Origin of the sequence: Streptomyces zaomyceticus, assembly GCF_014656215.1 — a bacterium.
Lineage (GTDB): Bacteria > Actinomycetota > Actinomycetes > Streptomycetales > Streptomycetaceae > Streptomyces > Streptomyces zaomyceticus.
Window position 1 is genome coordinate 86,370 of record NZ_BNBZ01000004.1, and the last position, 13,937, is coordinate 100,306.

Annotated in this window: 12 protein-coding genes; 11 read left to right on the forward strand and 1 reads right to left on the reverse strand. The window is 72.5% G+C overall.

The features are described 5' to 3' along the window. The first annotated feature begins 117 nt into the window (after positions 1-117). From IE311_RS07525 to IE311_RS07545, 5 genes are read left to right on the forward strand one after another with little or no spacing between them, the layout of a single operon-like run. Entirely contained in the window at positions 118-1,023 is a 906-nt protein-coding gene (locus tag IE311_RS07525; RefSeq protein ID WP_189830797.1) for an ABC transporter ATP-binding protein, read from the forward strand. Continuing rightward, positions 1,020-1,778, forward strand: a complete 759-nt coding sequence (locus IE311_RS07530; protein ID WP_189830798.1) for an ABC transporter permease — start codon at positions 1,020-1,022, stop codon at positions 1,776-1,778. The genes IE311_RS07525 and IE311_RS07530 overlap by 4 nt, the downstream gene beginning before the upstream one ends. A 17-nt stretch (positions 1,779-1,795) precedes the next feature. Continuing rightward, positions 1,796-3,094, forward strand: a complete 1,299-nt coding sequence (locus IE311_RS07535; protein WP_189830799.1) for an ATP-binding protein — start codon at positions 1,796-1,798, stop codon at positions 3,092-3,094. Next, positions 3,091-3,750 carry a response regulator gene (locus IE311_RS07540; RefSeq protein ID WP_189830800.1) on the forward strand — a complete coding sequence of 220 codons (660 nt, stop codon included), beginning with the start codon at positions 3,091-3,093 and terminating at the stop codon, positions 3,748-3,750. Before IE311_RS07535 ends, IE311_RS07540 begins: the two co-directional genes overlap by 4 nt. A gap of 38 nt (positions 3,751-3,788) precedes the next feature. Continuing rightward, a complete protein-coding gene (locus IE311_RS07545) occupies positions 3,789-4,799 on the forward strand; it encodes an AraC-like ligand-binding domain-containing protein (RefSeq protein WP_189830801.1) in 1,011 nt (336 codons plus the stop codon). Between the two features lie 149 nt (positions 4,800-4,948). Here IE311_RS07545 and glgX read toward each other — a convergent pair whose 3' ends face one another. Then, complete coding sequence (gene glgX / locus IE311_RS07550; protein WP_229901777.1) at positions 4,949-7,069, reverse strand: glycogen debranching protein GlgX; 2,121 nt, start codon at positions 7,067-7,069, stop codon at positions 4,949-4,951. 245 nt (positions 7,070-7,314) lie between these two features. Between glgX and IE311_RS07555 the strand changes: the two genes are divergently transcribed. The 6 genes from IE311_RS07555 to IE311_RS07580 all read left to right on the forward strand — a co-directional run bounded on the left by IE311_RS07555 (position 7,315) and on the right by IE311_RS07580 (position 13,901). Beyond that, positions 7,315-8,532 (forward strand): L,D-transpeptidase, encoded by a 1,218-nt coding sequence (locus IE311_RS07555; RefSeq protein WP_189830803.1) that lies wholly within the window; start codon positions 7,315-7,317, stop codon positions 8,530-8,532. Positions 8,533-8,718: 186 nt separating this feature from the next. Beyond that, positions 8,719-9,981, forward strand: a complete 1,263-nt coding sequence (locus IE311_RS07560; protein WP_189830804.1) for a L,D-transpeptidase — start codon at positions 8,719-8,721, stop codon at positions 9,979-9,981. Positions 9,982-10,096: 115 nt separating this feature from the next. Continuing rightward, positions 10,097-10,864, forward strand: coding sequence for an enoyl-CoA hydratase/isomerase family protein (locus IE311_RS07565; RefSeq protein ID WP_189830805.1), 768 nt, complete (start codon positions 10,097-10,099; stop codon positions 10,862-10,864). A 79-nt stretch (positions 10,865-10,943) separates the two neighbouring features. After that, complete coding sequence (locus tag IE311_RS07570) at positions 10,944-11,450, forward strand: ATP-binding protein (RefSeq protein WP_189830806.1); 507 nt, start codon at positions 10,944-10,946, stop codon at positions 11,448-11,450. Positions 11,451-11,880: 430 nt separating this feature from the next. Beyond that, positions 11,881-12,645 (forward strand): polysaccharide deacetylase family protein, encoded by a 765-nt coding sequence (locus IE311_RS07575; protein ID WP_229901778.1) that lies wholly within the window; start codon positions 11,881-11,883, stop codon positions 12,643-12,645. Continuing rightward, on the forward strand, positions 12,645-13,901 hold the full coding sequence (locus IE311_RS07580) for a YncE family protein (protein WP_229901779.1): 1,257 nt from the start codon (positions 12,645-12,647) through the stop codon (positions 13,899-13,901). The genes IE311_RS07575 and IE311_RS07580 overlap by 1 nt, the downstream gene beginning before the upstream one ends. Positions 13,902-13,937 lie beyond the last annotated feature (36 nt).

Consider the following 13,937-nt stretch of genomic DNA (forward strand, 5'->3'; position numbering starts at 1 on the left):
GGATGTCGTACCGGCCCCGCGCCCCCGGGTCGTACCCGCCGTCAACCGATCGGCTGATGGCGAAGACGAGCGGGTCGGCCGATACCCGTGCCGCGCACCGGCCGACAGCCTGGGGGCATGACAGCGATCGAGGTGCGGGGACTGCACAAGACATACGCCGGCCGGAAGGTCGTCGACGGGGTGTCGTTCGAGGTCGGCGAGGGCGAGATCTTCGGGATCCTCGGCCCCAACGGCGCCGGCAAGACCACGACGGTGGAGTGCGTCGAGGGACTGCGGACCCCCGACGAGGGCCGGGTACGGGTCTGCGGCCACGACCCCGCCACCGAGCGCGCCGCGCTCACCCGGGTCCTCGGCGTCCAGCTCCAGGAGAGCGAGCTCCAGGCCAAGCTGACCGTCCGTGAGGCGCTCGACCTGTACGCCTCCTTCTACGAGCGGCCCGCCGACCGGCACGCGCTCGCCGAACGGCTAGGGCTCCTGCCCCACCTCAGGACCCGGTTCGGAAAGCTGTCGGGCGGCCAGAAGCAGCGGCTCTTCATCGCCCTCGCGCTCCTCGGCGACCCCCGGGTCGTCGTCCTCGACGAACTCACCACCGGCCTCGACCCGCGCGCCCGCCGCGAGGTCTGGTCGCTCGTCGAGTCGATCCGGGACGACGGGGTGACCGTGCTGCTCGTCACCCACTTCATGGAGGAGGCCCAGCGGCTCTGCGACCGGATCGCCCTTCTCGACCAGGGCCGGATCACCGCGCTCGACACCCCCGAGGGGCTGATCGGGCGGGCCGCCGCCGCCAAGGTGATCTCCTTCGCGGCCGACACCCCGCTCGACCCCGAGGCACTGCGGGCCCTGCCCGAAGCCGTCTCCGTCACGGTGGCGGACGGCCGGACGGTCGTCGCCGGCACCGACGAGACCGTCGCCGCGTTCGTCTCCCTCCTCGCCCGCCGGGGCGTCACGGCCCGGCAGCTGCGGGTCACCGACGCCACCCTCGACGACGCCTACCTCGACCTGACGGGAGCCGACCTCCGATGAGTACGCCGAACACGCCCAGCCCTGCCACGGCGATCCTGCGGACCGAGCTCCGCCTCTTCGGCCGCGAGCCCGGCACCCTGTTCTGGGTGATGGTCTCGCCGACCGTGCTGCTCGTGATCCTCGGTCTCATCCCGTCCTTCCGGGAAGTCTCCGAGGACCTCGGCGGGCGCCGGGTCATCGACCTCTACGTGCCCGTCTCCGTCCTCTTCGCCCTCATCATGGCCGGGCTCCAGGCGATGCCCCCGGTCCTCGCCGGCTACCGCGAACGCGGCATCCTGCGCCGCCTGTCCACCACCCCGGTCCGGCCCATGGCGCTGCTCAACGCCCAGATCGCGCTGCACGCCTGCGCGGCCCTGGTCTCCTCGGTCCTGGTGATCGCGGTGGGCCGGCTGGCCTTCGGCGTCGCCCTGCCCGGGAACCCCGCGGGGTACGTCCTCGCCCTGCTCCTCGCCGTCTCGGGCTCGCTGGCCGTCGGCGCCGCCGTGTGCGCGGTCTCCCGGACCCAGAAGATCGCCACCGCCGTCGGCTCGGTCGTCTTCTTCCCCACCATGTTCACGGCCGGCGTCTGGGTGCCCGTCCAGGCCATGCCCGATACGCTGCAACGGATCGTCGGGCTCACCCCGTTCGGCGCCGCCTCCGAAGCCCTCGACGCGGCCGCCTCGGGCGGCGGGCCCGGCTGGGCGGCGCTCGGCGTGATGGCCCTGTGGACGGCCGCGCTCACCGGCGCGTCGGTGCGTTGGTTCCGCTGGGAGTGAGAGGGGGCGAGGGCGGCGTGCCCACCACCGTCGAGGAGCGCTGGCGCCAGTTCTTCCGCTGGGGACCGTACGGACTGCTCGGCATCGCCCTGGCGATCGCCGGCGCGTCGGCGGACCTGATCATGGACCGTACGGAGACGGTGGCGGCCGGCGTCCTCGTGGCGGGGGTGCTCCTCCTCCACGCGGTGTGGGACCGTCGCTGCGCCCGGATCGTCGCCGCCACCGGCTGGGGCGCCGAGCGGCCCGGTACGGGACCCGTGCTCGTGCCCGGGGCGCCGGGGCCGGCCTCCGTCGCCTTCTTCGCCCTGCGCACCGCCCTCGCGTTCGCGCTCACCTGGCTCAACCCCTTCTTCGCGATCTACGCCTGCGTCGGCTCCTTCGACGCCGTCCACCTGCTGCCCCGCCGCCTCGCCCGGGCCGGACTCCTCGTCACCGCCGCCACCATGGCCGGTTCCCAGTCCGGCGGTCTGCCGCCCGCCTCCCCCGTGAACTGGCTGGCCTTCGGTGGTCTGTTCGCCCTGAACGCCTGCCTCGCCATGGCCTTCTCCCACCTCGCCGAGAAGGACGCCGAGAAGGCCGCCGAGCGCACCGCCACCATCGCCGAACTCGCCCGCGCCAACAGCCGTCTCGAAGAGGCCCTGGCCGAGAACGCGACCCTCCAGGCCCAGCTCCTCCTCCAGGCCCGCGAGGCCGGGATCGCCGACGAGCGGCGCAGGCTCGCCGCCGAGATCCACGACACCATCGCCCAGGGCCTCACCGGAGTCGTCACCCAGCTCCAGGCCGCCCAGGCCGTCCCCGGCCGGGACCGTGCCGACGTCCATCTGCGGCGGGCCGCCGATCTCGCCCGGCACAGCCTCGGCGAGGCCCGCCGTTCGGTACGGAATCTGAGTCCGGTCGCCCTGGCCCACGACACCCTCCCCGAGGCCCTGCGCAAGACGGTCGCCGACTGGGCCGAACACAGCGGCGTCGACACCCGGTTCACCGTCACGGGCGCCGAGCGGCCGCTGCACGAGGAGGTCGCCGCCACACTGCTGCGGATCGCCCAGGAGGCCCTGTCGAACGCCGCACGCCACTCGGGGGCCACCCGGGCAGGCGTCACCCTCTCCTACATGGGCGACGAGATCACCCTCGACGTTCGGGACGACGGCCGGGGCTTCGACCCGCTCGTCCTGCGCGAACGCGACGACAGGTACGGCGGGTTCGGGCTCGACGGCATGCGCGCCCGCGCCGAGCGCCTCACCGGCTCCGTCACCGTCGAGACCGCTCCGGGCGAGGGCACCGCGATCTCCGCTCGCGTACCGTTGGCCACGCCATGAATGAGATCACCCTGCTGATCGTCGACGACCACCCCGTCGTACGGGACGGACTGCGCGGCATGTTCACCGCGGCCGGCTCCGGCCCCGGCCCCGGCTTCCGTGTGCTCGGCGAGGCCTCCGACGGTCGTGAGGCCGTCGAACTGGCCCTGCGCCTCGACCCGGACGTCGTCCTCATGGACCTGCGCATGCCCGGCGGCAACGGAGTCGACGCCATCGCCGAACTCACCCGCCTCGGCGCCCGCGCCCGCGTCCTCGTCCTCACCACCTACGACACGGACACCGACACGCTCCCGGCGATCGAGGCGGGCGCCACCGGCTACCTCCTCAAGGACGCCCCCCGCGAGGAACTGTTCGGGGCCGTGCGGGCCGCCGCCGAGGGCCGTACCGTACTGTCCCCGGCCGTCGCCACCCGACTCGTCACCGCCGTCCGGTCACCCGCGGCCCAGGCCGCCGGAACCGCGCTCTCCGCGCGCGAGGGCGAGATCCTCGCCCTCGTCGCCAAGGGCACCGGCAACCGGGCCATCGCCGCCGAACTGTTCATCAGCGAGGCCACCGTCAAGACCCATCTCACCCACATCTATGGCAAGTTGGGGGTCAACGACCGGGCGGCCGCCGTCGCCGCAGGGTACGACCGGGGGATCCTGGGCCGCTCCTGACCGCCGCCCCCTCGCGAGCCGACCGGGGGAGGGGCACCGTGCGCGTCCACCGCATCAGCACCGAGGAGCTGCCGGCCCGCGAGCGGTTCGGGTACTGGCACGACATGACGGCCGCCGCCCTCATCCCCACCGTCATGGCCAGCGAGCACGCCGGTGACTTCCGGGCCGAGGCGCACACCGTCGACCTCGGAGCCGCCCAGGTCACCGCCCTGCGCTATCCGCCGCTGACCACCCGCCGCACGCCCCGGCTCATCCGCCGCGCCGACCCCGGCTACTACCAGCTGTCGCTCACCCTCGGCGGGGAGATGGCGATCGCGCAGGCCGGCCGGGAGAACGTCTTCCGCACCGGCGACTTCACCGTCTACGACTCCTCACTGCCGTTCGACGGGGTCACCCGGCACCCCGCGGGGCGGCTCGACCACATCGTCGTCCAGTTCCCGAAGGCCCTGCTGCCGCTCCCCGCCCGCGAGGCCGAACGGCTCGTCGCCCTCCGCATCCCCGGGGACAGCGGCTTCGGCGCGCTGCTCGCCCCGTTCCTCGGCCGGATCGCCGCCGAGCCCGGGGCCTTCCGGCCCGAGGACGGGCCGCGGCTGACGACCGTGCTCCTCGACCTGCTCGCGGGCGCGGCCGCCGCACGGCTCGACGCCGACGGCGCGACCGAACCGGAGAGCCGCCGCCGCGCGCTCTTCCTGCGCACCCAGGACTTCGCCCGCCGCCGCCTCGCCGACCCGGACCTCGCCCCCGGCACCGTCGCCGCCGCCCACCACATCTCGCTGCGCCATCTCCACCGGCTCTACCAGGACCACGGCCTCACCGTCGCCGGCTGGATCCGCGACGAGCGGCTCGCCCGCGCGGCGCGGGACCTCGCCGACCCCGCGCAGGACGGCACTCCCGTCCGGTCCGTCGCCGCCCGCTGGGGCTTCCGCCACCACGCGGCCTTCAGCAGGGCCTTCCGCACGGCCCACGGCCACAGCCCCAGCGAGCACCGGGAGTGCGCGCAGAGTCAAGGATCCGTGCGCCGAAAGCCAAAGACACCGCCGAGGACCTGACCGGACACTGTTCGAGAACGCGGGCCCGTCACGGGGGATGTTCGGACGGCCCGCGGCACGGGGTGCCCGTGCGGGCCGCGCCCCGGTCCGCAGGGGGAGCACCCGCCCGCCCGGCCACCGCCGTCGCGCCGCGGTGGCCGGGCCGGGGCTCACCCGCCGACCCGGAGCAGCACCATCGAGCGGGCCCCCACGGTGAGGATCCCGCCGCCCCGGTGGACCGTTCCCGGTGTGACCGACTGGTCCTCCGCGGCCGTGTCGACGACCAGTTCGTACGTCTCCGCCCACGGAGGTCCCGGAAGGCGGAGGTCGAGGGGGCGCGGGCCCGCGTGGAGGAAGGCGAGGAAGCTGTCGTCGGTGATCTGCTCGCCCCGCTCGTCCCGGCCCGGTATGTCGCGGCCCGACAGATAGAGCCCGAGCGTGGCCGTGGGCGCGTACCAGTCGGATTCCGTCATCTCGGCGCCCTCGGCCGTGAACCAGGCCAGGTCCCGCAGCCCGTCCGTGCCCTGGGGGCGGCCGGAGAAGAAGGCACGGCGGCGCAGGACCGGGTGCCGGTGGCGGAGGGCGAGGAGCCGCCGGGTCAGCGCGAGGAGCTGGGCCCGGCCGGGGTCGTCCGGGAGGTTCCAGTCGATCCAGCCGGTCTCGTTGTCCTGGCAGTAGGCGTTGTTGTTGCCGCCCTGGGTGCGGCCCATCTCGTCCCCCGCGACGAGCATGGGGACACCGGTGGAGAGGAGCAGGGTGGTGAGGAGGTTGCGCTGCTGGCGCAGCCGCAGCGCGTTGATCCCGGGGTCGTCGGTCTCGCCCTCCGCCCCGCAGTTCCAGGAGCGGTTGTCGTGGGTGCCGTCGCGGTTGCCCTCTCCGTTGGCCTCGTTGTGCTTGCGCTCGTAGGTGACGAGGTCCCGCAGGGTGAAGCCGTCGTGCGCGGTGACGAAGTTGACGGAGGCGTACGGCCGGCGCCCGCCCCACGCGTACAGGTCGCTGGAGCCGGAGAGGCGGTAGCCGAGGTCGCGTACGTCGGGCAGCGCGCCGCGCCAGAAGTCCCGTACGGCGTCGCGGTAGCGGTCGTTCCACTCGGTCCACAGCGGCGGGAAGGCACCCACCTGGTAGCCGCCGTTGCCCACGTCCCAGGGTTCGGCGATGAGCTTGACCCGGCGGAGCACCGGGTCCTGGGCGATCACGGCGAGGAAGGGGGAGAGCATGTCGACGTCGTGCATCGAGCGGGCGAGAGCCGCCGCCAGGTCGAAGCGGAAGCCGTCGACGCCCATCTCCGTGACCCAGTAGCGCAGGGAGTCGGTGATGAGGCGCAGCACCTGGGGCTGGACGACGTGCAGGGTGTTGCCGCAGCCGGTGTAGTCGGCGTACCGGCGGGCGTCGGACTGGAGCCGGTAGTAGCCGCGGTTGTCGATGCCCTTCAGGGAGAGCGTGGGGCCGAGCTCGCCCGCCTCGGCGGTGTGGTTGTAGACGACGTCGAGGATGACCTCGATGCCGGCCGCGTGCAGCGCCCGCACCATCCGTTTGAACTCGCCGACCTGCTGCCCCGTCGTCCCCGAGGACGAGTAGCCGGCGTGCGGGGCGAAGTAGCCGATCGAGTTGTAGCCCCAGTGGTTGCGCAGACCCCGCCGCAGGAGGTGGTCCTCGTGGGCGAACTGGTGCACCGGGAGCAGTTCGACGGCCGTCACCCCGAGCCGTACGAGGTGTTCGATCGCCGCCGGGTGCGCCAGCCCCGCGTAGGTGCCCCGCAGCCGCTCGGGGATGCCCGGGTGGAGCCGGGTGAAGCCCTTGACGTGGAGCTCGTAGATGACCGAGTCCTGCCAGGGCGTCTTGGGTCTGCGGTCGTCGGACCAGTCGTCGTCGTCCTGGACGACGACCCCCTTGGGGACGTGCGGGGCGGAGTCCCGCTCGTCGCGGACGGTGTCGGCCACATGCTGCTGCGGCCAGTCGCGGACGTGCCCGTACACCTCGGGGGGCAGCGCGAAGTCGCCGTCGACGGCCCGCGCGTACGGGTCGAGGAGCAGCTTCGCCGGGTTCCAGCGGGCACCCGTCCACGGGTCCCAGCGCCCGTGCACCCGGTAGCCGTACCGCTGCCCGGGCCCGATCCCGGGCACGAAGCCGTGCCAGATCTCATGGGTCAGTTCGGTCAGCGGCAGCCGCCGTTCCGTCCCGTCGGGGTCGAAGAGACACAGCTCCACCGCCTCCGCCCCGCCCGCCCACAGGGCGAAGTTGGTGCCCGCGACCCCGGCGGGCCCCACCCGGCAGCGGGCGCCGAGTGGCATCGGCGCACCCGGCCACACCGGTGGCCCGGCCCGCTCCGGGGCATGCTTCGGTACCGCCTCCTGCTCGGCTGCGCTCGCCACCGTTCCGGCCTCCCGCGGCTCGTCTGGCCCGCACCCGGGGGAGCGGCGGCGTCCCGGCCGCCGCACCCGCGCGTGGTTCTCCCCCTGTTCTGCCCGAACGGCCCGGCTCCCAACATGCCCCGTACGGACGTTTCCCCTGGAGGGTGGCTGTCGTTGGGCCGAGCGTGACAGTTGCATGGAAGCGGGCGAGGTACGCCCTCGCGGTGGCGGGACTGATGGCGGGCCTCGTGGGCTGCACGGCGTCGGACGGCGGAGGAGGCATCGACATCTCCCTGCCGGGCAAGGCACGGGCCCCCGGAGACGTCATCCGGGTGAGCCCGGAGGACGGCAGGCGCGGGGTGCCGGCCGAGGGGCCGGTCGAGGTGAAGGTGGACAGCGGGCGGCTCGAACGGGTGACCGTCGTCCAGGTGGAGGACGGCCGGCGGACCGAGGTCGCCGGGCGGATCTCCGACGACGGGCTGCGCTGGCGGCCCCGGCCGGAGGCCCGGCTCGAACTGGCGGCCAAGTACAGCGTGGACGCGGTGGCGCTCGACGGGCACGGCCGTCGCTCGGCCCGGCACACCACCTTCACCACCGTGGTGCCCGAGAGCCGGTTCATCGGCTACTTCAAACCGGAGAACCGTTCCACGGTCGGCACCGGAATGATCGTTTCCTTCGGCTTCAACATGCCGATCGAGAACCGCGCCGAGGTCGAGCGGGCCATCCGGATCACCTCGGTGCCGCCGGTCGAGGTCGTCGGCCACTGGTTCGGCAAGGAACGGCTCGACTTCCGTCCCGCCGCGTACTGGCGGCCGGGCACGAAGGTCACCGTCGAGCTCGGCCTGCGGGACGTCGAGGGCGCTCCCGGGGTGTACGGCATCCAGCGCAAGACGGTCGGGTTCACCGTCGGCCGCTCCCAGGTCTCCGTGGTCGACGCCGCCGCGCACACCATGGAGGTCAGGAGGGACGGCGAGGTCCTGACCACCGTCCCGATCACCGCCGGAGCGCCGAAGACCACCACGTACAACGGCAAGATGGTCGTCACCGAGCTGTACGACGTGACGCGGATGGACGGCCGGACGGTCGGCTTCGGAGGCGAGTACGACATCAAGGACGTGCCGCACGCCATGCGCCTCACCGAGTCCGGGACCTTCCTGCACGGCAACTACTGGGCCTCATCCGACACCTTCGGCAGCGCCAACGTCAGCCACGGCTGCATCGGTCTGCGGGACGAGAAGGGCGGCAGCCCCGAGTCGCCCGCGGGCTGGTTCTTCGAGCGGACGCTCATCGGCGACGTGGTGGAAGTGGTCAACTCCCGTGACCGGGAGGTCGCTCCCGACAACGGCCTCGGAGGCTGGAACATGGAGTGGAACCGGTGGAAGGCCGGCTCCGCGCTGCGCTGACCCTTTCGTCTCCCCCGCACCGCCCGGCCCGTCCGTTCTCTTAGCAGGTCGATCGGGACGGAACGGTGACATTCACGAGGATCTTTCGTGTCCTGCGGTGTGATTATCTAGCGCCGTGTGCGCGAGTGAATGCGCACGGGGGTGGGGCCGTGGCAGTGCCAGGCCGTGTGAGGGGAGACGACCACAGTGAACGGGCAGCCGATATCGGGGGCATCGGTAGGGACGACGGGGCGGCGCGGCCGACGCGGGGGCGTCAAGCTGCAGGCCCTTGCGGCGGGAGCGCTGCTCCTGGTGCTCACCGCCTGCGGCGGCGGTGAGTCGGCCGGCGGCGGTACGGGGGGCCAGGGACCGGCCGCCCAGGGCGGCGGCAAGCAGGAGAACGCGGCCTCCCAGGCGGTCGTGACGATCCTTCCGAAGGACGGCGCCGACTCGGTCGCCACCAGCGGCGTCCTCAAGGTCACCGCCCAGCAGGGCAAGCTGACCACGGTCACGGTCGCCGACTCCAAGGGCACCCCGGTCGAGGGCAGGATCGCGGCGGACGGCGCCAGCTGGTCGCCCACCGCCCACCTGGCCGCCGCCACGCAGTACAAGGTCCACGCGATCGCGAAGGACGCCGAGGGCCGCGAGTCGGCGAAGGACACCACCTTCACCACCCTGGTCCCGAAGAACACCTTCATCGGCCACTACACGCCGGAGGACGGTTCGACCGTCGGCGTCGGCATGCCGGTGTCGATCAACTTCACCCGCGGCATCACGGACCCCGAGGCCGTCGAGAAGGCCATCAAGGTGACGGCCGAGCCGGCCGTGCAGATCGAGGGCCACTGGTTCGGCAACGACCGCCTCGACTTCCGTCCCGAGAAGTACTGGGCCGCCGGCACCAAGGTGACCGTGCACCTCAACCTGGACGGCGTCGAGGGACGCCCGGGCGTCTACGGCAAGCAGAAGAAGACGGTCACCTTCACCATCGGCCGCCGTCAGGTCTCCACCGTCGACGCGAGCGCCAAGACGATGAAGATCGAGCGCGACGGCGCCGTCATCAAGACGATCCCGATCACCGCGGGCGCGCCGTCCACGACCACGTACAACGGTCAGATGGTCATCAGCGAGAAGTTCAAGGTGACCCGGATGAACGGGGCCACCGTCGGCTTCGGTGGCGAGTACGACATCAAGGACGTGCCGCACGCGATGCGTCTGTCCCAGTCCGGCACCTTCGTGCACGGCAACTACTGGGCCTCCGCGGGCACCTTCGGCTCCGCCAACGTCAGCCACGGCTGCGTCGGCCTCCAGGACGCGCGGGGCGCGGGCGACAGCTCCATGCCGGCGGCCTGGTTCTTCGACCGCTCCATCATCGGTGACGTCGTCATCGTGAAGAACTCCAAGGACAAGCAGATCAAGCCGGACAACGGCCTCAACGGCTGGAACATGGACTGGTCGGAGTGGATCAAGTAGTCCACCGCTCGTCCGCGTGACCGCGTCCGCGGGAACGCGGTCGGTACGAAGGGGCCCGGTGCTGTGAGCAACAGCACCGGGCCCCTTCGCGTTAACGGCCACTAACCTTCCTTCCATGACTGTGAACCTCGAAGTCGCCGAAGGCGTCGGCACGATCCGCCTCGACCGTCCCCCGATGAACGCCCTGGACATCGCCACCCAGGACCGGCTGCGCGAGCTGGCCCAGGAGGCGACCGACCGCGACGACGTCCGGGCCGTGGTCCTCTACGGCGGGGAGAAGGTGTTCGCGGCCGGCGCGGACATCAAGGAGATGCAGGTCATGGAGCACGTGGCCATGGTCAAGCGCTCCCGCGCCCTCCAGGACGCCTTCACCGCCGTCGCCCGCATCCCCAAGCCGGTCGTCGCCGCGATCACCGGCTACGCCCTCGGCGGCGGCTGCGAGCTCGCCCTCTGCGCCGACTACCGGATCGCCGCCGACAACGCCAAGCTGGGCCAGCCGGAGATCCTGCTCGGCCTGATCCCGGGCGCCGGCGGCACCCAGCGCCTCTCCCGGCTCGTCGGCCCCTCCAAGGCCAAGGACCTCATCTTCACCGGCCGGATGGTCAAGGCGGACGAGGCCCTGACGCTGGGTCTGGTCGACCGGGTCGTCCCGGCCGCCGAGGTGTACGAGCAGGCGCACGCCTGGGCCGCCAGGCTGGCCCAGGGCCCCGCGGTGGCCCTGCGGGCCGCGAAGGAGTCGATCGACCAGGGCCTGGAGGCCGACATCGACACGGGCCTCGCCATCGAGCGCACCTGGTTCGCCGCCCTGTTCGCCACCGAGGACCGTGAGAACGGGATGCGCAGCTTCGTCGAGGAGGGTCCCGGGAAGGCGAAGTTCGCCTGACCTGACAGACGTCCTTTCGTAGGGGCCGATTCCGCCGGAACGGCCCCCGCGGACGGCTTCGTGCGGCCATGATGGGGGCATGGCGGGCCTGGAGGGTAGGGAACAACCGTGGCAGCGCGCAAGCGCCGCCGCAGCGCGGTGGTCACCGGCCGCGGACGACGAACAGGCCGCCGACGCAGTGGAGTTGTACGGCAACCCGGCCGAGGAGGATGTCCGGCTGCCGTCCCGACCCGAATCCGCGTGGGTGGCCCGCAGGCTCACCCAGCATGTCGTGCTGCGGCAGTGGGCGCTCGGCCCGGCGATCGCCGAGCACGCGGTGCTCCTGGTCTCGGAGCTCGTCGGGAACGCGGTCCGGCACACCGGCGCCCGGGTCTTCGCGCTGCGGCTCCAGCGGCGGCGCGGCTGGATCCGGGTCGAGGTCCGGGATCCCTCGCGGGGGCTGCCGTGTCTGATGCCGGTGCACGAGCTCGACACGAGCGGCCGGGGGCTCTTCCTGGTGGACAAGCTCTCGGACCGGTGGGGCGTGGACCTCGCGCCGCGCGGCAAGACGACCTGGTTCGAGATGCGGGTCGCCGACCGCCCCTGAGAGTCGACGGCCGCCCCTGAGGGTCGCCGCGTGCACCGCCGCCGTGTGCCTCCGGGTACACGGAAGCCCCCGTGTGCCGTGGTGGGGCACGTGGGGGCTTTCGTGTGATGCGCCGTGGACGGGGGGGGGGTGTATCCACGGCCGCTGTGTCGACCTGGCCCGGGTCAATGGGGGTCGGTGACTCCGACTATGGCAGACAAGGGGTGCTCCTGCCAAAAGTCCCTAGCGGGGCAAGGTGGGTCAAAAGCGGACACTTTAATAGTGAATCGTTGGTGACGTGCGGCACTCACCTTGCAAACAGTGAATGGCTATGCGGTTCATGGAGTGTTTCCGGGGGTCGTCCGCATATTGGACGCCCGGCGAAGCTCCGTAAACGTCCTGAATTGGCCTAATCGTAATGAATCGGGCATCGCGGCCTTTGAATGGTCGCGTGAAGCCGACCGACCGCCGCGGAGCCCTCCGGGCCGGAGCGGCCGCCGCCCTCGCGGGAGCCCTCGCCACCGCCTGCGGCACGACCCCCCGCCCCGCCGCGCCCGCCCCGAGACGCCCCGCCCCCGCACCCCACGCGGCCCCCGCACCCCGGCGCCTCCCCGGCCGTCCCGCCGAGATCACCCACGGCCCCCGCGACCGGCCCCGGGTCGCCCTCACCTTCCACGGCCAGGGCGACCCCGCCCTCGCCCGGACACTCCTCGGCCAGGCCGAGGAGGCGGGCGCCCGCGTCACCGTCCTCGCCGTCGGCAGCTGGCTCGACGCCCACCCCGACCTGGCCCGCCGGGTCCTCGACGGCGGACACGACCTCGGCAACCACACCCAGCGCCACATCGACGTCAACGCCATGACCGAGACCGAGGCCCTCGCCGAGATCGAGGCCTGCGCCACCCGGCTGCGCCGGCTCACCGGCTCCATCGGCACCTGGTTCCGCCCCTCCCGCACCCAGCACGCCGCCCCCGCCGTCCTGCGCGCCGCACACCGCGCCGGATACCCGCACGTCCTCTCCTACGACGTCGACTCCCTCGACTTCACCTCGCCCGGCCCCGCCGTCGTCGTCCGCAACGTCACCGGGTCGGTCCGGGCCGGCTCCGTCGTCAGCCTGCACTTCGGCTACCCGGACACCGCCGCGGCGCTGCCCCTCCTCCTCGCCGACCTCGACCGTCGCGGACTGCGCGCGGTCACCACCACGGAGCTGCTGACCTGATGGCCCACCGCACGCAGAGACACCGCACGCAGGCCCACCACACACGGACCCGCCCCGCACCGACCCACCGCTCGCGCGGACCCGTCACGACCCGGACCGGAGCGCTCCTCGCGGCCGCCCTCCTCGTCGCGCTCGCCGGCTGCGGCAGCGGGGACCCGGGCGACGGCGCCGCCCCCGTGAAGAAGGCCGCGGCCCCCGCCGTACCCAAGCCGGCCGCGGCGCCCGCCGGCCTCCCCGGGATGCCGCCGGTCCTCGACCCGAAGGACATCTACGCCGCGGACCGGCCCGACCAGCTCTCCCCGGTCGTCAAGAACTTCCCCTCCCGTGTCTACGTCCCCAACACCAACTCCAACACCGTCTCCGTCATCGACCCGGCCACCTACCAGGTCGTCGAGACCATCCCTGTCGGCAACCAGCCCCAGCACGTCGTGCCCTCCTGGGACCTGAAGACCCTCTGGGTCAACAACAACCGGGGCCACACCCTCACCCCGATCGACCCCGCCACCGGTGTCGCGGGCAAGCCCGTCGAGGTCCACGACCCGTACAACCTCTACTTCACGCCCAACGGCAAGTACGCGATCGTGATGGCCTCGCTCGACCGCGAGCTGGTCTTCCGCGACCCCCACACCATGGAGCGGAGGAAGACCGTCCCGGTCAGCTGCTACGGCGTCAACCACGCCGACTTCTCCGCCGACGGACGCTACTTCGTCGTCTCCTGCGAGTTCTCCGGCGAACTGCTCAAGGTCGACACCGAGAAGATGGAGGTGATCGGCCAGCAGAAACTGCCCTTCGAGGGCGCCATGCCGCAGGACGTGAAGATCTCCCCGGACGGCAAGACCTTCTACATCGCCGACATGATGGCCCACGGCGTGTGGGTCCTGGACGGCGAGAAGTTCACCACCCCGACCCTGATGCCCACCGGCAAGGGCGCCCACGGGCTCTACATCAGCCGGGACTCCCGCGAGATGTACATCCCCAACCGCGGCGAGGGATCCGTCTCCGTCTTCGACTTCGGGAAGAACGGACTGACGAAGAAGTGGCGGCTGCCGGACGGCGGCTCCCCCGACATGGGAGGCGTCTCCGCCGACGGCAAGGTCCTCTGGCTCTCCGGCCGCTACGACTCCGAGGTCTACGCCATCGACACCGCGAGCGGCAAGCAGCTGGCACGCATCCCGGTCGGCGGCGGACCCCACGGCCTCGCCGTCTACCCGCAGCCGGGCCGCTACTCGCTGGGCCACACGGGGGTCTTCCGCTAGCGGCCGCCCGGACGGACAGGTCCGTCGGCCCGGGGT